General features: G+C 67.6%; 16 protein-coding genes, 1 tRNA gene and 1 pseudogene. 7 read left to right on the top strand and 11 right to left on the bottom strand.

Features of this window, described 5'->3' with window-relative positions; all coding sequences use genetic code 11:
- Positions 1-319 precede the first annotated feature (319 nt).
- Positions 320-396: transfer RNA gene (locus AC56LR_RS07010), tRNA-Arg, on the bottom strand.
- Between the two features lie 107 nt (positions 397-503).
- Here AC56LR_RS07010 and AC56LR_RS07005 point away from each other — a divergent pair.
- Positions 504-4,424 carry a two-component regulator propeller domain-containing protein gene (locus AC56LR_RS07005; protein WP_497128952.1) on the top strand — a complete coding sequence of 1,307 codons (3,921 nt, stop codon included), beginning with the start codon at positions 504-506 and terminating at the stop codon, positions 4,422-4,424.
- A 9-nt stretch (positions 4,425-4,433) separates the two neighbouring features.
- On the opposite strand, the gene AC56LR_RS07000 is transcribed toward AC56LR_RS07005, so the two are convergent.
- The gene (locus tag AC56LR_RS07000) at positions 4,434-5,381 is read right to left on the bottom strand and encodes a D-2-hydroxyacid dehydrogenase (RefSeq protein WP_497128949.1); all 948 of its coding nucleotides are present in this window, start codon (positions 5,379-5,381) and stop codon (positions 4,434-4,436) included.
- A gap of 119 nt (positions 5,382-5,500) precedes the next feature.
- Between AC56LR_RS07000 and ligD the strand changes: the two genes are divergently transcribed.
- On the top strand, positions 5,501-8,170 hold the full coding sequence (gene ligD, locus AC56LR_RS06995; RefSeq protein ID WP_497128946.1) for a DNA ligase D: 2,670 nt from the start codon (positions 5,501-5,503) through the stop codon (positions 8,168-8,170).
- A 64-nt stretch (positions 8,171-8,234) separates the two neighbouring features.
- Here the strand turns inward: ligD and AC56LR_RS06990 are convergent, their stop codons facing one another.
- The 4 genes from AC56LR_RS06990 to AC56LR_RS06975 all read right to left on the bottom strand — a co-directional run bounded on the left by AC56LR_RS06990 (position 8,235) and on the right by AC56LR_RS06975 (position 12,080).
- Entirely contained in the window at positions 8,235-9,704 is a 1,470-nt protein-coding gene (locus AC56LR_RS06990; RefSeq protein WP_497128944.1) for an App1 family protein phosphatidate phosphatase, read from the bottom strand.
- 90 nt (positions 9,705-9,794) lie between these two features.
- The gene (locus AC56LR_RS06985) at positions 9,795-10,028 is read right to left on the bottom strand and encodes a hypothetical protein (RefSeq protein ID WP_497128941.1); all 234 of its coding nucleotides are present in this window, start codon (positions 10,026-10,028) and stop codon (positions 9,795-9,797) included.
- A 3-nt stretch (positions 10,029-10,031) separates the two neighbouring features.
- On the bottom strand, positions 10,032-11,084 hold the full coding sequence (gene ku, locus AC56LR_RS06980) for a non-homologous end joining protein Ku (protein ID WP_497128939.1): 1,053 nt from the start codon (positions 11,082-11,084) through the stop codon (positions 10,032-10,034).
- Between the two features lie 30 nt (positions 11,085-11,114).
- Positions 11,115-12,080: an SDR family oxidoreductase gene (locus AC56LR_RS06975; protein WP_497128937.1), complete on the bottom strand. Its 966-nt coding sequence runs from the start codon at positions 12,078-12,080 to the stop codon at positions 11,115-11,117.
- Between the two features lie 165 nt (positions 12,081-12,245).
- Here AC56LR_RS06975 and AC56LR_RS06970 point away from each other — a divergent pair, with 165 nt between their 5' ends.
- From AC56LR_RS06970 to AC56LR_RS06955, 4 genes are all read left to right on the top strand, one after another.
- A complete protein-coding gene (locus AC56LR_RS06970; RefSeq protein ID WP_497128935.1) occupies positions 12,246-13,715 on the top strand; it encodes a GGDEF domain-containing protein in 1,470 nt (489 codons plus the stop codon).
- Between the two features lie 59 nt (positions 13,716-13,774).
- Positions 13,775-15,406, top strand: coding sequence for a SulP family inorganic anion transporter (locus tag AC56LR_RS06965; RefSeq protein ID WP_497128933.1), 1,632 nt, complete (start codon positions 13,775-13,777; stop codon positions 15,404-15,406).
- A 51-nt stretch (positions 15,407-15,457) separates the two neighbouring features.
- Positions 15,458-15,613, top strand: a complete 156-nt coding sequence (locus tag AC56LR_RS06960; RefSeq protein WP_489873693.1) for a hypothetical protein — start codon at positions 15,458-15,460, stop codon at positions 15,611-15,613.
- A 122-nt stretch (positions 15,614-15,735) separates the two neighbouring features.
- A complete protein-coding gene (locus tag AC56LR_RS06955) occupies positions 15,736-17,520 on the top strand; it encodes a DUF1302 domain-containing protein (protein ID WP_497128931.1) in 1,785 nt (594 codons plus the stop codon).
- 57 nt (positions 17,521-17,577) lie between these two features.
- Here the strand turns inward: AC56LR_RS06955 and AC56LR_RS06950 are convergent, their stop codons facing one another.
- Entirely contained in the window at positions 17,578-18,210 is a 633-nt protein-coding gene (locus AC56LR_RS06950) for a 1-acyl-sn-glycerol-3-phosphate acyltransferase (RefSeq protein WP_497128929.1), read from the bottom strand.
- Between the two features lie 218 nt (positions 18,211-18,428).
- On the opposite strand from AC56LR_RS06950, the pseudogene arsC reads away from it, so the two are divergent.
- Positions 18,429-18,770 (top strand): annotated as a pseudogene (arsC, locus tag AC56LR_RS06945) (arsenate reductase (glutaredoxin)); the annotation flags it as partial.
- Positions 18,771-18,776: 6 nt separating this feature from the next.
- Here the strand turns inward: arsC and AC56LR_RS06940 are convergent.
- The 4 genes from AC56LR_RS06940 to pepN form a co-directional block, all read right to left on the bottom strand.
- Positions 18,777-19,985, bottom strand: coding sequence for a right-handed parallel beta-helix repeat-containing protein (locus AC56LR_RS06940; protein ID WP_497128927.1), 1,209 nt, complete (start codon positions 19,983-19,985; stop codon positions 18,777-18,779).
- A gap of 140 nt (positions 19,986-20,125) precedes the next feature.
- A complete protein-coding gene (locus AC56LR_RS06935) occupies positions 20,126-20,512 on the bottom strand; it encodes a VOC family protein (RefSeq protein WP_497128925.1) in 387 nt (128 codons plus the stop codon).
- Between the two features lie 60 nt (positions 20,513-20,572).
- Positions 20,573-21,283 carry a hypothetical protein gene (locus AC56LR_RS06930; RefSeq protein WP_497128923.1) on the bottom strand — a complete coding sequence of 237 codons (711 nt, stop codon included), beginning with the start codon at positions 21,281-21,283 and terminating at the stop codon, positions 20,573-20,575.
- Positions 21,284-21,286: 3 nt separating this feature from the next.
- Positions 21,287-23,932, bottom strand: a complete 2,646-nt coding sequence (gene pepN, locus AC56LR_RS06925; protein ID WP_497128921.1) for an aminopeptidase N — start codon at positions 23,930-23,932, stop codon at positions 21,287-21,289.
- Positions 23,933-23,980 lie beyond the last annotated feature (48 nt).

The raw sequence follows: 23,980 nt of genomic DNA, 5'->3' as shown, positions 1-23,980 counted from the left end.
ATGCGCCCAATTCGAGCATGCCAAGGCACATCTGACTCCCGCTCCGGCGCCCTGAGCTCCCCCTTGGGGACATTTCTACTTTGGAGAGCAGGGGACATTTCTATTTAGCGTTGACAGCCTCATCGAGACAAGCCCGGCAAAACATGTCCGGCGCCCGGTTTTTTGGGCGAGGGCGGGTGGCGGACGCGCGTGCCGAATCCACGCTTGACCAGTACATCGTTGGGCGGCGCAACAACCCGGCAGTTCGATTTCAGCACTGGCAGTGAGAGCGCACAACGAAAAAAGGACCAGATCTTTCGATCTGGTCCTTCATATCTTTTGGTGCGGCTGGCAGGAATCGAACCCACGACCCCTTGGTTCGTAGCCAAGTACTCTATCCAGCTGAGCTACAGCCGCCCGATGCACGCATTATAGCAGCCCGATTTTGTTTCCGGAAGCCTCATTTTTTTCCGCGGGCAAAGCTGCTCTGTTAGATTAGCCGGGTTGGAACACTTTGGATACGTATGCTTGCCTTGAAGCCGGGACCGCGCCTTGCCCTGACTGCCTTGTTCACCCTTGTACTGTGGCTCCTGGCGGCAGCCGGGGCCGGCGCCGCGCCGCGCAGCCTGCGCTTCGAGCGGCTGTCGATCGAGCAGGGCCTGTCGCAGCAGTCGGTGTTGTCCATCCTGCAGGACCGGCGCGGCTTCATGTGGTTCGGCACCCAGGCCGGCCTGAACCGCTACGACGGCTACCGCATGACGGTGTACCGCAACGACCCGGACAACCCGGACAGTATCCCCGACAATTACGTCATGGCTTCCCATGAGGATGCCCAGGGCCGGCTGTGGTTCGGCACCAAGGGCGGCCTGACCCGTTACGACCACGCTACCGGCAAGTTCATCCGCTACGCGCCGCCCGCGGACGCCACCCGTGGCGCCGCCAACCGCAGCGTGCTCGCCATGCTGCCCGCGCCCGGCGGCGGCCTGTGGCTGGCTACCGGCGACGGCCTGCTGCACGTCGATACCGCCAGCGGACGCTTGCGCAGCTACCGCCACGATCCGCTTGATGCGGGCAGCCTGCGCGACAACCGCGTCAGCTCCCTCGCGCTCGACGGCAAAGGCCATTTATGGGTCGGCACGGCGGCCGGGCTGGAACGGCTGGCGCCGGGCGCGGCCCGCTTCGAGCACTTCGACCTCGACCCCGCCGACCCGGAGCGCAACACCGTCACGGCCCTGTCGATGGGGCCGCGCGACACCCTGTACATCGGTACCGCCGCCGGGCTGGAAGCCTGGAAGCTGGGCGAGGGCGTCCTGGCGCGGCGGCGCCTGGGCACGGTCGAAGGACTGGGTACGGGGGGCGCCGAACTGCGGGTGCTGAAGCTGTACCACGACAGCGGCGCCAATCTGTGGGTCGGCACCGACATGGACGGCCTGAAATGGCTGGACCCGGTCAGCGGCCGTTTCACCAGCTACCGCAACGACCCGGCCGACCAGCACTCGCTGTCGGACAACCAGGTCAGCGCCATGCTGGTGGACCGCACCGGCACCCTGTGGGCGGGCACCCTGTTCGGGGGCGTGAGCCGCACCGACCTGGCCAGCGGCGGCTTCCTGCGCTATGGCGGCAACGATGGCCTGGGCCGCGCCAAGGTGCGCGCCATCCATGAAGCGCCGGGCGGGGGGCTGTGGATCGGCACCACCGGAGACGGCCTGATGCGGATGGACCGGGCCAGCGGGCAGGTCGAGCGCATCGGCCACGGCGGCGTGCCGGGCGAGGTCGTCACCTCGCTGGCGCTCGCGCACGGACGCACCTGGATCGGCACCCCGACCGGGCTGGTGTGGCGCGACAGCGCGGGGCGCTTCGGCGAGGTGTCGCTCGGGACCAGTCCGGGCGCGAACTACGTGCATGCGCTCCATGCCGGGCGCAGCGGCACCCTGTGGATCGTCACGCGCGGCGGCCTGTCGGCGCTGGCGCCCGGGGCCGCCGCCGTGCGCAGCTGGCGCCACGACCCGGCCGATCCGTCCAGCCTGGGCGAGAACTACGGCTTCGCCGTGCTGGAAGACAGCAAGGGCATCGTCTGGATCGGCACCGAGACCGGGCTGGAACGCTTCGACCCCGCCGCCAACCGCTTCACGCACTACCGGCGCGACCCGGCCCGGCCCGATTCGCTGCGCCACAGCCGCGTCTACTACCTGATGGAGTCGGCGCGCGGGGCGCTCTGGGTCGGCACCGCCGGCGGCCTGCACCGCATGGAGCAGGGCAAGGATGGCGCACGCTTTCGCTTCTATCCCTTCGCCAGCACACGCGATGCACTGCCGATCGGCGCCATGCTCGAAGACAGCCATGGCTTCGTGTGGGCCAGCACCACCGCCGGCATCACGCGCCTGGACCCGGCAACCGGCCAGGTCAAGAACTACACCGCGAAAGATGGCCTGGTGGACGGCTCGTATTTCGTCGGGGCCGCGCTGCGCGCCGCCGACGGGCAGCTCTATTTCGGCGGCGTCAACGGCATGACGGCCTTCGAGCCCGACGCGGTGCGCGACAATCCCTTCCCGCCGCCGGTGGTGCTGACCGACCTCCTGGTGCTGAACCGCTCGCGCGCCACGCCCGGCTTCCACGACCAGCAGGAGCTGACCCTGTCGCACCGCGATTCCGTGTTCGCGCTCGAATTCGCGGCCCTGCATTACGCCGACCCGGACGCCAACCGCTATGCGTACCAGTTGGATGGCTTCGACACCGCCTGGGTCGACACCGACGCGCGCCGGCGCTATGCGACCTATACCAACCTCGATCCCGGCACCTATGTGTTCCGGGTCCGGGCCAGCAACAAGGACGGCGTCTGGAGCCCGCAGGCCACGGCGCTGACCATCCACATCACCCCGCCGTTCTGGAAGACCTGGTGGTTCCGCACCCTGGCCATCCTCGGGACCGTGGCGCTGTTCACGGCCGGCTACCGGCTGCGCATCCGCGCCCTGGTCGCGCAGAAGCTCCTGCTGGAACGCGAGGTCGGCACCCGCACCGAGGAGCTGCGGCGCCAGAAGGAATCGGCCGAGCGCCGCAAGCAGGAAGTCGAGGAGCAGAAGGAAGTGGTCGAGCAGGCGCACCGCAACATCGCGCTGCTCTCGGACATCGGCCGCACCCTGACCGCGAACCTGGATACCGAGGCGATCATGCGCACCCTGTACGAGCACGTGCGCGCGCTGATGGACGCGACCCTGTTCGCGGTGGTGCTGCGCCATCCGGAGCGCGGCGTGCTGGAATACGTCTATACGGTGGTGGACGGCGAGCGGCGCGGCGCCTTCGAGCTGCCGGACGACGCAGCCTCGCACCTGGCGGCCTGGTCGATCGCCAACGGGCGCGAAGTGCTGCTTGGGGACCTGCCGCGCGGACTGGCGAATTACCTGCCCGCGCTGTCGCCGGTCGAGGCAATCCGGACCGCGCTGCCCTATGCCGGGCGCCACGGCCTGTCGCCCCGCTCGCTGCTGATGGTGCCGGTGGTGGTGGGCGAGCGGGTGCTGGGCGCGCTCACGGTGCAGAGCCCGGCCGCGCAGGCCTATGGCCAGGTCCATCTCGACATGCTCGAAACCCTGGCGGCCTATGTCGGAGTGGCGATCGACAATGCCGAGGCCTATCTACGCCTCAAGGAAACCCAGGCCCAGCTGGCGGCCCAGGAAAAACTCGCTTCGCTCGGCTCCCTGGTGGCGGGCGTGGCGCACGAACTCAATACCCCGATCGGCAACAGCCTCCTGATGGCCAGCACGCTGCAGGAAAAGACCAGCGAAGTGGCGACCCGTTTCGATGCGGCGACGCTGCGCCGCTCCGACCTGGCCGACTACATGGAAGCCTCGCGCGAGGCGTCGAACCTGATCATGCGCAGCCTGCACAATGCGGCGGAACTGGTCAACAGCTTCCGCCAGGTCTCGGTCGACCAGGCCAGCGCCCAGCGCCGCCGCCTCGACCTGGCCCAGGCCTGCCAGGAAATCGCCGCGACCCTGATGAATACGGTGCGCCTGTCCGGGCACCGGCTCGAGCTCGCGGTCCCGGCCGGGATCATGATGGACAGCTTCCCCGGCCCGCTCGGCCAGGTGGTCATCAACTTCGTCAACAACGCGCTGCTGCACGCCTTCGAGGAGCCGGGCGGCGCCATGCTGCTGTCGGCCACGCGGGTGGACGGCGCGGTGCGCATCGAGTTCCGCGACGACGGGCGCGGCATCCCCCAGGAACACCTGGCGCGCATCTTCGACCCCTTCTTCACGACCCGCATGGGGCAGGGCGGCACGGGGCTCGGGTTGAACATCACCTGGAACATCGTCACCTCGCTACTGGGCGGAACGGTGCGCGTGGAGAGCGCGCCTGGCCAGGGCGCGGCCTTCATCCTCGACCTGCCGCTGCGCGCCCCGGATGCGCAAGCCATCGTCGCGGAGCCGGAAGCGGCAGGGCCGGCGTAAGCGGCGCTGCTAGGCGACCACGTTGCGCGGCGCCCCGGCCGCCCAGGCCTCGATGTTATCGACCAGCATGTCGGCCAGGGTCTGCATCGCGCCGGCGCTGGCCCAGGCCACGTGCGGCGTCAGGATGAAATTCGGCAGGCGCAGGCCCAGGAGAGGATTGTCTGGCAGCGGCGGTTCGTGGCTCAGCACGTCGAAGCCGGCGCCGCCGATGGCCTGCGAGCGCAAGGCCGCCGCCAGGGCCGCTTCGTCCACCAGGCCGCCGCGCGCGGTATTGATCAGGAGGGCGGTTTTCTTCATCAGGCCAAGTTCGCGCGCGCCGATCAGGTGGCGGGTCTGCTCCGTGAGCGGCAGGTGCAGGCTGACCACGTCGGAGCTGGCCAGCAGCTCGTCGAGCGGCAGTTGCAGGATGCCTTCGTCGGTGATGGGCGAGCGCGAGGTCGCGGCGATCTCCATTCCGAAGGCGCGGCCCAGCTGCGCCACCTTGTGTCCGAGCGCGCCGTAGCCGACGATGCCGAGCCGGCTGCCCGCCAGGTCGCCGATCGGGTGGTCGAGCAGGCAGAAGCGGCTGGACTTTTCCCAGCGCCCCGCCTCGACGTCGGCCATGTAGGCGCGCAGGTTGCGGCGCAGCCCCAGGAGCAGCGCGAAGCAGTGCTCGGGCACGGAGACGAGCGAGTAATCGCGGATGTTCGAGACCACGATGCCGTGCGCCCGGCAAGCCTCGAGGTCGACGTTGTCGGTGCCGGTGGCGGCGATCGCCACCATCTTCAGGTCGGGCAGGCGGGCCAGGCTGGCCGCGCGCAGCGGCACCTTGTTGGTGACCGCGACCGTGGCCCCGAGCAGGCGCTCGACGACCTGGTCTTGCGTGCTGCCGCCGTGGTCCTGCCATTCGTGGGCGAAGCCTGGCGCCCGCACGCTGGCCTGCAGGCTGTCGCGGTCAAGGAAAACGATACGGTGCATGGCGGCCTCGCGAAAGAGAAAATCGCATTGTAACGCCAGCCCCATGCAGGGTTAGGTGGCGTACAGTCGCGACCATGGCACGGGCCTACACTTTCGGCAGACAGTTGCCGGGAGGCCCCATGCCAGACGCGCTCAAACTCTATAAAGCCAAGCGTAATTTCGATATCACGTCCGAGCCCAGCGAGGGAGGCGTTGCCGGCATCGAGGCCTTGACCTTCGTCATCCAGAAGCACTGGGCGACGCGGCTGCATTATGATCTTCGCCTGGAACTCGACGGCACCATGAAAAGCTGGGCCGTGCCGAAAGGGCCGAGCTACGACACCCATGACAAGCGCATGGCCGTGCACGTCGAAGACCATCCGATTTCCTATTCCGATTTCGAAGGCACCATTCCTCCGAAACAGTACGGCGCCGGCAAAGTCATCATCTGGGACAAGGGCATCTGGGAGCCGATCGGCGATCCCCACGAGGGCTACCGCAAGGGCAACCTGAAATTCGCCATGCACGGCCACAAGATGCAGGGGCGCTGGGCGCTGATCCGCATGAAAGGCCGTGGCGAGAAGCAGGAAGCCTGGCTGCTGATCAAGGAAAACGACGAGTTCGCCCGCCCGGCCGAAGCGTTTTCGGTGGTCGACGAGCTGCCGGACAGCGTCAAGGCGCTGCCGATGCCCAAGCCGGCGCGCGGCAAGGTGGCGGCGCTCAAGGAAGAAGCCGAGTCGAGCGACGCGGCCAAGCCGGCGCGCAAGCGGGCCGCGGCGGCCAAGCCGGCGGCGAAATCTGCCGCGAAGCCGGCAGCAAAGCCGGCAGCGAAGCGGGCAACGAAGCCGGCAGCCAAGGGCGCGAAGTCCAGCGCCGCCATCAAGGGCGTCCCTGTAGGCGCCGTGCCGGCCGCGCTGCCGGATAAGTTTTCCCCGGAGCTGGCCACGCTGGTGGACGCCCCGCCGCACGACGCGGGCGAATGGATATTCGAGGTCAAGTTCGACGGCTACCGCATGCTGGCGCGGGTCGAGAAGGGCCAGGTGCGCCTGGTCACGCGCAACGACAACGACTGGACCGACAAGCTGGCCCCGATGCGCGAAGAACTCGAGCGCATGGGGCTGCCGGACGGCTGGTACGACGGCGAGATCGTCGTGCACGACGAGCATGGCAAACCCAATTTCGGCCTGCTGCAGCTGGCCTTCGACGGCGTGCGCAATGCCGACATCGACTACTTCCTGTTCGACCTGCCTTATTGCGGCGGCTACGACCTGCGCGAGGTCCCGCTGGTGGAACGGCGCGCCGTGCTCGAGGCGGTGCTGAAAAAAGCCAGGTCCGACAGGGTGCGCTTCTCCGCCGAATTCGGCGACAATCCGGAAGAACTGGTGGTGGCGGCCTGCAAGATCGGCCTGGAGGGCGTGATCGGCAAGCGCCGCGATTCGCGCTATGTCTCGCGCCGCTCGCCCGAATGGATCAAGCTCAAATGCGGCCTGCGCCAGGAATTCGTCATCGGCGGCTTCACCGATCCGAAGGGTTCGCGCAAGGGCATCGGCTCGCTCCTGCTCGGCACCTATGACCGTGAGGGCGTGCTGCGTTACGCGGGCAACGTGGGTTCCGGCTTCAACTACGCGACCCTGATGGACCTCAAGAAGCAGTTGGAAGCCCTGCGCACCGACGACAGCCCCTTTCCCCCGCGCGCGGTGCCGGGGCGCCAGCACCACTGGGTCAAGCCGGTGCTGGTGGCGGAAGTGAGCTTCTCGGAATGGACCAGCACCGGCTCGGTGCGTCATCCGGTCTTCCAGGGCCTGCGCGCCGACAAGCCCGCGCGCGGCATCACGCGCGAGGAACCGCGCCACATCGAGGACAGCGAGAAGCCCGCGTTACCGGGCGAACCGGCGGCGCCGCCGCCGGCCGGACTGCACGGCAAGCTGCCGGACTCGCTGCGCGTCACCAACCCGGACCGCGTCGTCGACCCGTCCACCGGCATCACCAAGATCGACGTGATCCGCTATTACGCCCTGGTGGGCGAGCTGATGATGGAACACCTCAAGCGCCGCCCGCTCACCCTGGTGCGCGCGCCCGCCGGCATCGGCGCCGAACTGGTGTTCCAGAAGCACGCCGACGTGAAGAAGCTGCCGGGCGTGAAGCAGATGGATGCCGCGCTCGACCCGAGCAATCCGCCGATGCTGGAAATCGCGGGTGTCGAAGGCATCCTGTCGGTGGCGCAGTGGAACGCGATCGAGCTGCATACCCAGAACGCGGTGGCCAGGAGCTACGAAAAGCCCGATCGCATGGTCTTCGACCTCGACCCGGGCGAGGGCGTGGAGTGGCCGGCAATACAGGAAGCGACGCAGATCATGCACGCCTTCCTCGACGAGCTGGGACTGCCGTCTTTCCTGAAGACCAGCGGCGGCAAGGGCCTGCACGTGGTGGTGCCCATCAAGGGCGAGTACGGCTGGGATACGGTAAAAGCCTTTTCGCAAGCCATCGTGCGCCACCTGGCCGCCACCTTCCCGGACCGCCTCGCGTTCAAGAGCGGCCCCAGGAACCGGGTCGGCAAGATATTCATCGACTACCTGCGCAACGGCCGCGGCGCCACCACGGTTGCCGCCTGGTCTGCGCGGGCCCGGCCGGGCATGGGGATTTCGGTGCCGCTGGAGTGGGATGAGCTCATGAAGCTCACGTCGAGCACGCAGTGGACGGTGGCGAACGTGCACACGCGGCTGGACCGGGGCAATGAGCCGTGGGCCGGATACGACAAGGCGGCCAAGAGGATTACGAAGGCGATGAAGGTGCTGGGGTTCGAGGATTAGTGAGCGGCTGCGCCTCGGCAGGCTTGATCCCGGCGCAGACCGCAACCCGTCGTTTTGCCAACGATCAGGGTTCCGCCACCGCCCCGGCCTCCGCCGCGGCCACCCCTGTCGCCACCGCCTTCGCCGTCTCGTCCTGCCGCTTGTCCGACCTGACCGACGGCAGCCGGTCCACCGCGATCAGGCCCTCGGCCGCCGCATGCGAGGCGGCGAACACGCTGTCCGGCGACAGCACCAGCTGCGTGCCGGTGGTACTGACCTCGTCGATCAGCTTGTCCAGGGCAGCGATCCGCGACGGATCGGGATTGACGTTGCGGATGTAGATCATGCGCACCGCCTTCGGATGGCGCCGCACGACTTCGGTATAGATCTCGGGATCCTGCTCGCCGCTGTCGCCCACCAGCACGAACTGCATGTCCGGATAAAAATCCAGGATGCGCTCGATCTGCTCGAGCTTGTGGTTGCCGTGTTCGTTCAGCTTGAGCACATGGCGCACGCTCAGTTCGCGCAGCATCAGCGGGCCCACCGGGATGCCCTGCAGTTTCAGGAAATCGACCAGGGGGCCGTACAAATGCCAGGGGCTGCTCGAGACATAGAACAGCGGATTGCTCTCGCTGCCGCCCGCGCCCTCGCTCAGCGCCCGGTAGAAGGCGGCGACGCCCTTGAACGGCTTGCGCGTATGCGAATTGGTCCGCGCCAGCATCAGCGCCATGTTCAGCTTGTTGGTGACATTGGTCCACAAGACCGTATCGTCGATGTCGCTGATGATGCCGACGCGCGCCGATTCGGCAGGCACGATGATTTCCGCCACGGCGCGCAGTGGCTGTCCGTCGGGCTGGACGTTGTCGGGAAATTCGAGTTCGACCTTGTGCCAGCCGCCCGCCAGTGGCGTGGTTGCGGCGATATCGAAGGAAAAATAGCCGCCCCCGTCCGTGATCGCCTCATGGGTCGCGCCGCCAACATGCGCCAGCACGCGCGAGTTGGCCACCTCGTCCGATTCCAGGCGCTGGTAGAGCGCGACCAGGTTGTTCCAGCCGCTGTCTTCGCCCGACTGCTCGCGAAAACCCCGCTCGTCCAGCAGGCGGCCCTTGAGCCAGATGCGCGTGGCATTGCCGAAGCCCAGATAGGGCACGGCCATGAGGGCGCGCCCGTTTTCGGGCTGGCGCAGCAGCCGCCACGCATGGGAAGCAAACGCGCCCGCGGTGCGCGCCAGCCGATGGCGCAGCGGGGTCTCCGGCGTGATCTCGTCCTCGGCGCGCTGGCCGGCCGCTACCGGAATGCCTTTGCTGCGCACGCCGCGCTCGACCCAGACGCTGCCGGCCTCCTTGCGCGTCAGGAGCAGCGCCTGCTGCACTTCCTGGGGTTTGAGCGGATCGACCGTGGTGCCCATTACATGCACCGCGGTGCCGGATTCGCGCAGCCGCGCGAGGTCTTCTTCCGAAACCAGGCCGGGGTTGAGGTAGAGGGTGGCCCGGCCCAGGTCGACGCGTGCGGCGATGTCGTCGAAACCGGCACGGGTCAGTACAAGGAAGGGCATCGGATTGTCGGTCATGTTCATACGGTGGAGGCGTTGTCTAGGTAATAAGTATCGCTCACGCGGCAAGAATCGAACGCACGCTTATCGGCCTCAGGATTCGTTCTTGAAGATGCCCCGCACGTTGGTCACCAGCAGCGCCACCTGCAACGCGATCAGCGCCCAGGCTTCGTCGTGCCAGCCCCAGGCGATCCACAACAGGTTACTGAGGATGAACATGGAAAAGCCGAACACGCGCCGCTCGGCGCGCTGGGAGCCGATCAGCCAGGCCGCGAACAGGGTGACCAGCATCGCCGGCCACTGGAGGAAGTCGATGAATTCATCCATCGCTCACGCAGCCTTCTTGCGGCGCGCCGGGGCCGCGGACTTGGCGGCAGTTTTCTTCGCAGCCGGCTTGGCGGCACGCTTCGTGGCCGAGCGCTTGGGCGCGGCGCCGCTGGCGGCCACCCGGTCAACGCTGTGCGCAGGCGCCTTGCGCGCACGCGGGGCCGGTGCTTCTTCTTCCTCGTCCTCGTCGGCAGGCGCCTTGCGCTTCTTCGGCGGCGGCGGCTCGTCGTCGTCTTCTTCGTCCGCCGCAGCCTTGGCGGGCTTCTTGCCCAGGCTGGCCTGCAGCAGCGACACCAGGTCGATGACCTTGCCGGTCTCGCGCTTCTTCTCGCCCGGCTCGGGCATGGTGATGGTCTTGGTCTGGTGCGCTTTGACCTTCTTCTCGATCAGCGCCATGATGTCTTCGCGGTAGGTGTCGTGGTATTGCTCCGGCTCCCAGTCCTCCGCCATGCCCTGCACGAGCGCCATCGCCATCTTGAGTTCCTTGTCGGTGACGGCGGCCTTCCTGTCGTGCGCGGACGGGATCTTGAGTTCGCCCGAGTCGCGGATCTCGTCGGCATAGCGCAGGGTGTTCAAAACAATGGTGTCGCCCACGCAGACCAGCGCGCACAGGTGCTGCTTGACGCGGATGACGACGCGCGCGATGCCGATCTTGCCGGCCTTGCGCAGTGTTTCTCGCAGCAGGGCGTAGACCTTGTCGCCGCCCTTGCCGGGCGCGAGGTAATAGGGCTGCTCGAAATACAGCAGCGAGACGTCCCCGGCGTCGACGAAGCCGACGATGTCGATGGTCTGGGTGGCTTCCGGGTTGGCGCGGCGCAGGTCTTCGTCCGACAGCACGACATACTCGCCGCTGGAGTATTCGTAGCCCTTGACGATGTCGTCCCACGAGACTTCCTTGTGGTTGCCCTTGTTGTAGCGCTTGAATCCCACCGGCGAGAAGTCGCGGCGGTCGAGCATGGTGAGGTCGAGGCCCTTGTTGGCCACGGCCGGGTACATGTCGACGGGGATGTGCACCAGCCCGAAGCTGATCGCACCTTTCCACATGCTGCGCGGCATAGCGGTTCTCCTTGTTGACTGTCGTCGCGCTTATTCGCCGACCACGCCGGTGACCGGCAGCACGATGCCCGTGATATAGCCCGAGCACACGTTCGAGGCCAGGAACACATAGGCCGGCGAGAGTTCTTCCGGCTGGGCCGGGCGCTTGTAGGTGGTGCTGGCGCCGAAGTCCTCGATCTTGTCGGGCGACTGGTCGGCCGGGTTCAGCGGCGTCCACACCGGGCCAGGGGCCACCGCATTGACGCGGATGCCCTGTTCGATCAGGCTGGCGGCCAGCGACATGGTGAAGGCATGGATCGCGCCTTTGGTGGCGGAATAATCGAGCAGCCTGCCGGAGCCTTTCAGGCCGGTGACCGAGCCGGTATTGACGATCGCGGCGCCGCGTTTCAGGTGCGGCAGGGCGGCCCGCGCCATGTGGAAGTAGCCGTAGATATTGGTGCGGAAGGTTTCGTCCAGGCGCTCGTCGGTGATGTCGAGCAGCGAACCGGCATGCTCCTGGAAGGCGGCGTTATTCACCAGCACGTCGAGGCGCCCGAATTCGGCCACGGCCTTGGCCACGGCATCGTTGCAGAAGGCCGGGTCCTTGACGTCGCCCGCAATGGTGATGCAGCGGCGGCCTTCAAGCTCGATGCAGCGTTTCGTTTCGGCCGCGTCTTCGTGTTCGTTCAGGTACATCACCGCCACGTCGGCGCCTTCGCGCGCGAACAGCACCGCGACCGCACGGCCGATGCCGGAGTCGGCGCCGGTGACGATGGCGGCCTGGCCTTCCAGCTTGCCGCTGCCCTTGTACTGCTCGGCCATGAACCTGGGCTTGAGTTCCATCTCGGCTTCGATGCCGGGCTTGGCCAGGTGCTGCCGGGGGAAGGGCGGGGCCGGCTCGTCGACGCCGGTCTGCACGGCCTCGTCGCTTTCCGGCTTCTGCTCGCCGGCGTCCTTCTGGTCTTGCTGCTGCTGGATTGCCTTCTGCTTGTTCGCCACTTCATCCTGATTCGCCATCACATGCTCCCGTGAACGTTCAATCGACCGCATGAGTATCGGCCGCGGCAGGGGCAGCGACGGTGCGCTCACGTACATTCGGCGACAAATCCGCTACCGGGGCGGGTGGCTTTATGGCAAACTTGCCAGCGCTTTGTAACAATGTTGCTTGTAAGGGAGAAAACGATGTCTCAGCAGGAAAGCGCGCCCCTCAGTTTCACTGGCCTGTTCGTCAATCCGGTCGGCCAGCGCCGCGCGGATTTCCAGCATGCCTGCGCCGACCTGTTCGAGACCTTGCGTGCGGCCGAAGGCGCCGAGCAGGCTTGCGCCATGCTGGAGGAAGCGCCGGCCGACGTGCTGGTGCTCGACCTCGAGCGCTTCGATCTCGGCATCGACCTGCCGGCACTGAGCCGGCTGGTGGCAGGCCGCGGCGGCCGCCCGGTGCTGGTCCTGTGCCCGTTCACGAATGCGCGCTGGCTGCCGGCGCTGATGCAGCATGGGCCGCTCGACTACGTGATCGGTCCTCTCGCAGCGAGTGATACGCGCAGCCAGGTCGCGGCGCGCCTGAGGGCAGGCTTCGCGGCCTCGAACGAACCGGGCGCCAGGGAGGCGGAGCTGGCCGCGCTGCTGGTTGTGCGCAGCCAGGCGCAGGCGGCACTGCTTGATGCCGACGACGGCATCCGCTTCGCCGAGCGCCTGTGCGCGGCGCTGCTGTGCTGGCCGGGCTTGGTGCACGCGGCCGTCTTCGGGCAGCACGAGGCAAGCGACCTGCGGCTCGACGCCCAGCACGGCCTGCCCGGCCTGGACCTGGCCGCCATCCTGCAGCGCCGCGAACGCCTGTTGCAGTCGCCGCTGCGCCATGCCTTCCCCGGCCTGCTGGCCGCCAGCAGCGGCGAAGCGGCACTGCTCGACGCGCCGGAGAAAGCCGGCGAGCCGGAACTGGCCGAATCGCTGCGCGGCCATGGCGTGCAGATGGTGCTCGGCCTGCCGATTCCGGCCTCCGGTCCCGGCGCGCCGCGCGGCGCCCTGTGCCTGCTGTTCGATCATGCGCGGCCGTTCTCGCGCGCCCAACTTGCGGCCTGCGACGACCTGGCGCAGCTGGCGGCTTTTGGGCTGCGGATGGCGGACTTGACGCGCGAAAGCGAAGCGCTGCTGGGACGCGTCACCCACCTGGCCACCACCGATGCGCTCACCAACGTGGCCAACCGGCGCCAGGGCGAATACCTGATGGAGCAGGAGATCAGGCGCGCGCGCCGCTACCGCCTGCCGCTGGCCCTGATCGCCTTCGACATCGACCGCTTCCGCGCCATCAACGACACTTTCGGCCACCCGGTCGGCGACATGGCGCTGCGGGTGGTGGCCGATACCGCGCGCGGCCTGCTGCGTTCGAGCGACGTGCTGGTACGCTCGGGCGGCGAGGAATTCCAGGTGATCGCGCCGCATACGAGCGCGATCGACGGCCTGAAGATGGCCGAGAAGCTGCGCGCCGCGATCGAGGCGGCCGAGATCCCGGGTTGCGACCACGTCACGGTGAGCCTGGGCGTGGCCCAGCTCGGAGAGACCGAGAGTGGCGATTCGCTGGCGGTGCGGGTCAATGCGGCGCTGGCGCGCGCCAAGCGGGCAGGGCGCAACTGCGTCGAACTGGCCATGCAGTGAGTGCCTCATCGCCGCCAGCCCCTGTGGTAGGCTAGCGGCTTTTCTCTCAGGCAATACCCATGCTCTCCTGGTTGCAGCACTACCGGCGCGCGATGCTGCCCGGCGATATCAGCGCCGGCATCGTCGTGGCGATGATGATGATCCCGCAGGGCATGGCCTATGCGCTGGTGGCCGGCCTGCCGCCGGTGGCCGGCATCTACGCGAGCATCGTGCCGCCGCTGCTGTACGCGCTGTTCGGCACCAGCAGCACGCAATCGGTCGGACCGATGGCGATCACCTCGCTGATGGTGGCCTCGGCGCTCGCGCCGCTCGCCGCGCCCGGCAGCGCGCTGTACGGGGTGCTGGCCGCCCAGCTGGCCTTGCTGTCGGGCGCGGTGCTGCTGGCCTGCGGCTTGCTGCGCATCGGCTTCGTGGCCAACTTCTTTTCCCGTCCCGTGATGAGCGGATTCACCATCGGCTCGGCGATCCTGATCGCCTGGGGACAGGTGCGCCCGCTCCTTGGCGGCTCCCTGGCTGCCGTGCACTGGCCGAGCGCCGCGATGGGACTGGGCGCGCTGGCCGCGCTGCTGTGGGCACGCACCTATCTAGCCGGGACGCTGCGCCGCATCGGCCTGCCGCCCTCGGCCGCCGACATCGGCGGCAAGCTCGCGCCGATGGTGGTCGTGATCGGCGCGACCATCCTGGTCGCCGTCCTGCGGCTCGACGCGCAGGGCGTGGCGACCACCGGTGCGGTGCCGGCCGGGCTGCCCGGCCTGAACCTGGCGACGTCGTCCACGCACTGGCAAGCCTTGCTGCAGCCGGCGCTGCTGGTGGGCTTCATGATTTTCCTGATCAGCATGTCGGGCGCGCAGGCGCTGGCGCTCAAGCGCGGCGAGAAGCTGGGCAGCAACTGTGAACTGGTGGGCCTTGGCGCGGCGAACATCGGCAGCGCGCTCTCGGGCGGCTTCCCGGTCACCGGCAGCATCTCGCGTTCGGCGGTGAACTTCGCGGCCGGCGCCAACACCCAGCTGGCGAGCATCGTCACGGCGGCGCTGCTGGCCCTCGCCCTGGTCGCGCCGTCGAACTGGCTGGCGCTGCTGCCGCTGCCGGTGCTGGCGGCCACCATCATCGTCGCGGTGCTCGGCATGCTCGACCTCTCGCTGCTTTACACAGCCTGGCGCTACGACCGCGCCGACGCGGCGGCGCTGCTGGCCACCGCCGCCGGCGTGCTGGTGCTGGGCGTCGAGGCGGGCGTGGTGGCCGGCGTGGCGCTGTCGATGGGTGCGCTGATCTGGCGCGCCAGCCGCCCGCACATCGCGGTGCTGGGACGGATCTCGGGCAGCGAGCATTTCCGCAACGTCGACCGGTATTCGACCGAGACCGCGCCCGGCCTGTTGATGCTACGGGTGGACGCCGGCCTGTTCTTCGGGAATGTCGAGGCGGTGAACGAGCGCATCGAAGACGAGCTGAAGGCCCGTCCGGCCACGCGCCACCTGGTGCTGGTGCTGTCGGCGGTGAATTCGATCGACACCTCGGCCCTGTTGGGGCTGGGCGAACTCAATGCCTCGCTGCGCCAGCGCGGCGTGCTGCTGCACCTGGCCGAAGTGAAGGGGCCGGTGATGGACCGGCTCAAGCAGAGCAGCCTGCTGCAGGCCCTGAACGGGCGGCTGTTCCTGAGCGCCGCCATGGCCTGGGACCAGCTCGCCGCCTAAGCCTGCTTTAATACGGGCAGGGTAATGTCGCTGTACTTACCGGAGAACGCGATGCGTCGTCACCTGATCACCCTGGCCTTCCTTGGCGCTGCCGCCACCCTGTGGTATCTCGGCCTGCGCGACGATGCGGCGCTGCTGATCGCGGGCGGCATCCTGTTCGAGATCGTGTTCTGGAAGCGCCTATTCCGGCGGCATAAAACGCGCTGACAGCGCATTCTTTTGTTGACCCGGATCAGACCCACCTCTAGGATTCCTCCGGCGCGTATTGACGATGCGGCGACCCGACAGCCGCACGGCGCGCAGGACATACCAGAGAGATAGGGGCAGGGATGACCCGAGACGAGAAGCCGGCGACCGCTGTCGCCATCGGCCACACTGCTGTCGCCCTGGCGCTTGCCGCGGCGATGGCCGCGCCATCGCGGGCCGCCGACATCCAGGCCAGCGGCCGCCTCATGGTGGGCAATATCTACCGGGTGCAGGACCGCGACCCGCACTTGCTCACCGGCGTGAATGCCGCCGCGATCGGCCTGTCCGGCTACGGCAGCGGCGGCAACGCGGACGACGCCAACACCAACTACGCCAAGGGCGACGCGGTATCGCGCATGGTCAAGGCCATGTTCGAGGTCTCGGCCCAGGAGGGAGACTGGTCCGCCCTGGTACGCATCAAAGCCTGGCACGATGCGGGCCTGGCCCACGACGAGCGGTCCTGGGGGAATGTCCCGAACCGGTATGCGGCGGGCAAACCCTTGTCTGACCACGGTGCGCCGCGGCTGTCGCGGTTTTCGGGCGTCGCCCTGCTCGACACCTGGGTGCAGTACAGGTTCCTCGCCGCGGGCACGCCCTTGTTGCTGCGGCTGGGGCAGCAGACGCCGGGCTGGGGCAGCCACTCGCTCACGCCGGGCGGCCTGGAAGTACTCGATCCGCGCGACATGCCCGGCCTGCACCGCGCAGCGCCGGTGGCTGCTGAAACCGTGGTGCCGCGGCCGATGCTGTTCGCCCGCGCCGAACCCACGCAAGAGCTCGCGATCGAAGCCTATTACCAGGGCGCCTTCCGCCCGAGCGCACTCGATGAATGCGGCACGATCTGGTCGATGAGCGACTACATTGTGGCGGGCTGCGACATCATCATGTCCGGCCAGCCGGTGGTGAGCGACCGTTCGCGCCTGGTGGTGGGTTCCGTCAAGAAGCGGCTGCCGACGCCCAAGCCCGAAGCCAGCGAATTCGGCGCGGGCATCACCTGGCGCCCCGCCGCCTCCGGGCTGGAACTGGGCCTGTACCACGCGCGCTATACCTCGCGCATGCCGATGCCGGGCGTGCGGCGCACCACCCATCCCAACGGACCGGCGCTGATCGCAGGCGATCCGGATGGCCGCAACCAGGCGTTCTACAGCGAATACCCGGAAGGGCTGCGCATCAGCGCGGCGACGCTGGAGTACAAGCGCGGCCCCGGCTCGTTGTACGGCGAGCTGTCCTACCGCGACGGCGTGCCCTTCATGCTGGCCCCCGGCGACGTGATGCCGCCCTTCCTGAGCGCGACCGCACCCTCGCTGCTGCGCGCGCGCGCCAATGCGGTGCCGCCGGGTGGACTGCTCCCCGGCTTCGACCTGTATGCGGTATGGCAGGCGCAGTTCGGGCTGCGCCGCGAATGGACGCTCGCCGGCCTGCCGGTGGCGGCGAACATCGAGGCGGTCGGCAAACACGCGCGCAACTTGCCCGATGCATCGGTGATGCGCTACGGGCGCGCCGACATCTTCGGCGCCGGTCCGGTGTTCGGGGTCTGCTCGGTCCATACCGGCCGTCCGCAGCGCCAGTGCAGCCTGCGCGGCTACGCCACGCCGAATGCCTGGGGCTACCGGCTGCGAATCGATGCGCGCCTGCCGGAGCTGGCGCCGCAGCTGCTTGCCAGCGCGAGCGTGCTGTTCGTCCACGACGTCAAGGGCTGGTCGGGCGACCAGCTGCTCAATGAAGGGCGCAAGTCGCTGAGCATGGCGCTGCGCTTCGAATACCGCGAACGTTACCTGGCGGAGCTGGGATACCAGCCGACCTGGGGTGGGGACTACCACCAGGCGGCCGACCGCGATACGGCGTCGCTGGCGGTGGGGGTGCGCTTCTGAGTGGTGGACTGGTCCCGGAAGGGACCTGCGGGTGGCCGGCCGGGGGCGGCCGGGGAATCAGGCGCGGCGGCGCTGCGGCTCCAAGGCGTCGCGCGGCGGCGCCAGCTTGATCGGCGCGGCCTGGCCGGGATACAGGGCCTCGCGGCCTGCGTAGACGGCGGCGATGGCTGCCATGTCCTGTTCGGTGTCGCCGCTGAGCGTGAGCGTATCGACGACGCTCAGCACCTTGGTGCGGTAATCGATGTACACCAGCAGCAGCGGCACCTTGGCCATCGTGGCCAGGTGGTAGAAGCCGCTCTTCCAGTGCGGGCGATAGCTGCGCGTGCCTTCCGGGGTGATCCCGATCCAGCACCATTCCGATGTGAGCATGGTGTCGGCCAGCTGGCGGGTGGCGCCCATCGAGGCGCGCCGGTCCACCGCGATGCCGCCCCAGTAGCGCATGATCGCGCCCATCGGGCCGCGGAACAGCGAATCCTTGGCGACCCAGCGGAACTTCAGGCCGACCGCCCACTTGCCCACCAGCCCGACCAGGAAGTCCCAGTTCGAGGTGTGCGGATAGACCACTGCGATGCCATGCGGCCCCGGCAGCGGCTTGTAGCGCACGTTCCAGCCGGCCAGGTTCAACAGGCGCAGCGCGAGGCGCTGGCTCAGGGTGGGAAGGTCTGCGGCGCGCAGCATGTAATCGCTCATCGAATCTCCGTCGCTATACGTAATGCTATTTTTCTACAACCAATGTTACCGCAGAAAAATAAGCGTCGAATTCTATAGTGCGGCGAGGAGGGCAACAAGCAAAAAAGCTGGTGCGGGCCATGAGCTGTGGTTATCATGCCGCTGAAAAATGGGTTACCGAGGTGGCAGCCCAGGCATTATTGAATAATCAAGCAGAGCGAAAGCGGGGACGATTGCAGATGGATATCACGATTTACCATAACCCGAACTGCGGGACGTCGCGCAATACCCTGGCGGCGATCCGCGCGGCCGGGCACGAGCCGCAGGTGGTGGAGTACCTGAACACCCCGCTGACCCGCGAGGGCTTGCAGCAGATGATCGCCGCTGCCGGCCTGAGCGTGCTTGACGCCATCCGCAGCAAGGAAGCGAAGTTCGCCGAACTCGGCCTCGATGCGCCGGGTACGGGCGACGCGGCGCTGCTCGATGCGATGGCCGCGCATCCGGTCCTGCTCAACCGCCCCTTCGTGGTGACGCCCAAGGGCGCGCGCCTGTGCCGCCCGTTCGAGCTGGTGCACGAGATCCGCTGATCACTCCGTGGCCGTGGACATGGGCGTTGCCAGTTCCGGCGGCGTGTAGGGAACCGCGCCGATATCGGTGAGCCGCCTTGGCTTGCCGCCAGCCGCCTCTGCGCCGCCCGGCGCCAGCCCCTTGCCGATCGCCGGCGAGCCCGGCTGCAGCCGGAAATCGGGCTCGGGGCCCGTGCGGGTGTAGTCGACGAACATGGGGCCGGCGCTGACCGTGCCGGCGTGCTCCCGACCCGCAGGCAGTTTCCAGTCGCTGCCGCCGTTCTGGAAAACCAGGTTGTTGCGGTAGCTGAGGTCGGACCCGGTCTCGCCCTGTTCCACGATGCCATGGCCATTGTCGACCACGATGTTGTTGACCGTGTGCGTATGGTCGTTCGGCCCCTTGCTGTGATAGTAGTCGCCCCCGCCGACCACGATGCCGGTGCCGGACGCCACCACGGTATTGCCGCGAATGGTGACATGGGTGGCGTCGTGCCACAGGTGGATGCCGCTGCCCGAGGCCCGGTAGATGATGTTGTCGCGCACGCTGGCCCGGGTGCTGATATAGATGCCGTGCATGGTGCGGCAGTCCGGCGGGCCGATGTCGTGCACCTGGTTGCCGACCACTTCGGCGTCGTTGCCCTTGTAATAGCTGTCGATGCCGATGCCCGCGCCGCCCCTGGTTTCGCAGGGCACGTCGTTGCCGACATGGTGGATGCGGTTGTGGTGCACGCCATTGTGCGAGCCGGCATTGTAGATGCCGCTCAGCCATTTCATGCCGCTCTGGTACTGGGTGCCGTCGATCTCGAAGCCGACGATGTCCAGGTAGTTGGCGCGGTTGTCCCAGGCGGCCGGCCGCCGCGAGTCGAGCGGCGGCACCAGCCGCGCGCCCCAGCGTTCGGTGGACTCGAACACGATGCGCGCCTCGGCCGTGCCGTGGGTATTGGTGCGGATGCCGCCGAAATAGGTGCCCGGCGCCACGTGCACGGTGGTGCCGGGCGTGGCTGCCTGCGCCGCCCGCGTGAGCGTGCGGAAGGGCTCGTCGCGGGTGCCGGGATTGCTGTCCGAGCCGGATGGGGCGACATACAGGTGGGTGCGCACCAGCTCCGGGATGACGAGGTCTTCCTGCCCGGCCTCGCGCAGGCGGCAGCCGGAAAGCAGGGCGGCAAGCGCCAGCGCCGCCAGCAGCGCAAGGGGTAAGGCCAGGACATGGTTGGATAGTCGGCGCAGCATCGTTCCCTCGTGGCAGCGGATGTGACTTGGCCAGTTTGACGCCGCACAAGCCGGAACGGGGCCGGTTGGCTCAATGTATTCCTTGAGCGCGCTCAACACGCGCGGTTGTCGCTACCGCCTGCGCTGCCGGTGCCCGAGGCTCACTGGCCTGCCGGCGGTTCCCACAGCTCGACCTTGTTGCCTTCGGGGTCGATGACCCAGCCGAATTTGCCGTATTCGGAATCTTCCGGTTTCTCCAGCACCTTGCAGCCTTCCTCGCGCAGCACCGCGAGCAGGCCGTCGAGGTCGGCCACGCGGTAGTTGATCATGAAGGAGGCCTTGCTCGGGGCGAACTGGCCGTTGTCGGGTGGGCCGACCGACCGGATGGTCGTGCCCTTGGTCGGGTTGCCGGCCTCGTCGGTCCAGGTGAAAGCGGCGCCGCCCCATTCGAGGACGTCCAGACCCAGGTGCCGTTTGTACCAGGCGCGCAGGGCCACCGGGTCGTTCGCGTGGAAGAAGATGCCGCCGATGCCAGTAACGCGTTTCATGTAAGTCCTTGATCTGGAAAAGTGGCAAAACATTAGCACAGGTCGATGCGCTGTAGAAACCTAATCGCGCTTCCAGGTGGCATGGCTCGGGCAGTTGATCAGGCCGGCAGTACCGTTGCCTCCCTGGACATCGAAAGCGCTCGGGCCGATGGCGTTGCCGATACCGGGCTTGACGCCGCCGCTGATGCGGCAAATGATCTTGCCGCCTTTCCGGAAGCGGTAGACGACTTCCCCATCGGGCGCGGTATACGATTCGCTGGTTACGGTGCGGCTGGTGTCGATATGGGCGTCCTCGAGCGCGCGCATGAAGCGGCCCCCCGCCGTGTCCGCCACGGCCGGCACGCCGGACTTGCCCTTGCGTAGTTCGCGGTCGATGGCGCCGGCATCGCGGCGTGCGCGTCCGAACATCGCGCCGAGCGTTGTTTCGGAAGGCAGGGGCGGCGCGCTGATGGCCGGCGGGTCCGCGAGCAGAGCAGGCGCGTCGCGGGGTGGTGTGGCCGCATCCGGTTCGCGCACGGCCTCCGGCAGCGCCGGCATGGCTGTGCGCGGCGCCCTGCTGCGCGCAACAGCCGTCTCGCGGCGGGCAGGGGCCGGCTCGGGCGCCGGCGGCGGAATCCGGATTACGTTGAAGATGCGCTCTTCAAACGTTTCCTGGGCCGGCGGATGCGCGGTCCGCCAGCTCCAGACCAGCAGCAGGTGCAGGCCCAGCGTGGCCACGAGCGGCCAGCCGGGACTGCGGCGCGGCCAGGCCGCGTCGCCAGGAGAGGTCAAGGCTTACGACTTCGGCGCTGTCAGGGCCTTCTTGATCGCCACGCAGCGCTGGTCTTCCTGCAGCGCGTCGAGCAGGGAGCGACGGGTGCCGGCCGACAGGTCCTTCATGCTGTCCGCCGCGCGGCTCAGGCGTTGCACGCTGGCCGGGGTGCAGCCGGTCGGGATCATCGAGCCGGCGTAGGAACGCATGAAGACGGGACCTGCCGCCCTGTCGATCGCCTGCAGTTTCGCCAGGCGGCCGGCGGCGGTCTGCTCGGCCAGCTGCTTTTGCTCGGCGGGATACATGCTGCCCATCGCGGTGCGCACCTTGGAGAACGGCAGCTTGGTCTGCAGGTCCTGCACGGTGGCCAGCCATTCGGCCTTGACCTTCGGGTCCGGACGCACCACGGTGGCGGCCAGCGCGGCGCCTTGCCCGGTGTCGGACTTGTCGCGGGCCGCCTCGAGCTCGACCAGCTTCGTGGCGCCGCTGGCGTCGTAGCGGTTCAGGCGATTGATGATCGCCCAGCGCTGGTCCTGGCCGATGTTCAGGCCTTCGGTGCCTTTGCCGTCCAACATGCCGGCCAGGCGGCTGAGGGCCTCCTGGCTGCTCGCCACGCTCAGGTAGGTCGAGAACCAGCGGCGCTGGAAGTTGTCGTTGCCCTTGTGCGCGACGACGCCGTTCCATGCCATGTCTTCCAGCTGCCTGGCCGTCTGGCGGCTGTACGCGTTATCGAGGGCCATCGCATCCAGGTAGTATTTCGACGTCGTCACCTTGCCCAGCACGTCGCCCAGCAGGGTGTAATCCTTTTCCTGCGGCGCGTTGGCCAGGGCCACCTTGATGAAATCGTTCAGCGGCAGCTTGGCGTCGCGCACGCCGTCCCACAGGCTTTGCCACAGCATGGCGCGCAGCAGCGGGTCGTCCACGCCGGCCAGGGTCGTGCGGGCGGTGTCGAAGGAGCGCTTGTCCAGCTGGACCTTCACGAAACCCCAGTCCTGGTAGTTCGGGTAGACCAGGTCCGGACAGGCCGCGCCCACCATGCCCGGCACATTCGTCCTGGCGCCGGCATAGGTGACCGGCACATTCTTGGCCAGCACCAGCTTGCCGTTATCGAGCTTGAAGGCGCCGACCTGCACGCGCTGTTCGCGCAGCGTCGGCAGGGATTTGCCAGCCGCCGTCTGGTGCAGCGAGAAGGCCTTGATCCTGCCATTGGCGCAGGTGTAGTTGGCGGCGATGGTGTTCACGCCGGCCTGGTAAAGCCAGTCCTGGGTCCACTTCGACAGGTCGCGGCCGGCCGCCTCGCCCAGGCTGCCGATGAAGTCTTCCAGCCTGGCGTTCTGCCAGGAGTACTTCACCAGGTAATTGTGCACGCCCTTGCGGAACACTTCCTCGCCCAGCATGTGGCGCAGCTGCTTGAGCGCGGAGGCGCCTTTCGAGTAGGTGATCGCGTCGATGTTATCGAAAGCATTGGAGGACGACGGCACCGGCACCTCGATCGGGTGGGTCGAGACCTTCTGGTCCTGCGCATAGGCGGCCTGCTTGTCGTCCTGGAAGAAGGACTGCCAGGCATCCTTGAATTCGGTCGCTTCGGCGGTGGCCAGGGTCGCCATGAAGGCGGCGAAGCTTTCGTTCAGCCACAGGCCGTTCCACCACTTCATGGTGACCAGGTCGCCGAACCACTGGTGCGCCATCTCGTGCATGATGACCTCGGCCAGGCGCCCCTTCTGGGCAGCGGTCATCTCGGCCTTGTACAGGAAGCCGCCTTCGGCGAAGGTGATCGCCGCCGCGTTCTCCATCGCGCCGTAGAGGAAGTCCGGCACCAAGAGCTGGTCGTATTTCTCGAACTGGTAAGGGATGCCGAAGTAGTCGTCGAAGAACGCCAGGCCGCTCTTGGTGTAGCGGAACCAGTCGGCCGGGGTGACTTGCGCGGCGACCGACTGGCGCGCGAACAGGCGCATCGGGTATTTGCCGCTCTTGTCTTCCCAGACCTTGTAGGGGCCGGCGTGCAGCGAGAAGTTGTAGGGGCTGAGTTTCTTCGACTTCGGGAAGGTCCAGCGCTTGCCGCCGGTGGCATCCACAATGCCGGACTCGCGGGTGGTGGTGACCACTTCCCAGTCCTTCGGCGCGTTGACCGTGACGGTATAGGTGGCCTTCAGGTCGGGCTGGTCGAACACCGCGAACATCTGGTGCGCGGCGGCCGGCTCGAAATGCGAATAGGTGTAGACGCGGCCATCGACCGGGTCGACCATGCGGTGCAGGCCTTCGCCATTGGTGCTGTGCAGGCGCTCGTAGCCGACGGTGACGGTGTTTTTTCCCTTGACCAGGTCTTGCGGGGCCAGGGTGATGAACCAGTTGTTGTACTTGGGGGCGACCTGCTTGCCGTTGACGGTGAGCGAGGTGATGGTGGCCTTGTCCAGGTCGAGCGTGACGGCCGATCCGGTGTCGGCCAGGTCGAAGCTGACGGTCGTGGTGCCGGCGAAGCTTTCCTTGCCGGTGAGGGTGAAGTCCAGCACATAGTCCACGTTCGACACGCGCGCCGAACGGGCGGCGGCATCGGCTTGCGACAGGTAGGCATTCTCGGCGCGCGCCGGTGCGGGTGCGGCGCAAGCGGCGTTGAATGCGAATGCGGAAGCGATGGCGAGCGCCATCACGAGGGGTGCGAAGTTGTTCACGAAGTCTCCTGGACAGCGCAGGCTAGGTGCGCGATAAAAATAATCGCG

This window comes from Telluria sp. ZT3P39, assembly GCF_059685935.1.
This window is presented reverse-complemented; position numbering and strand designations above follow the sequence as displayed.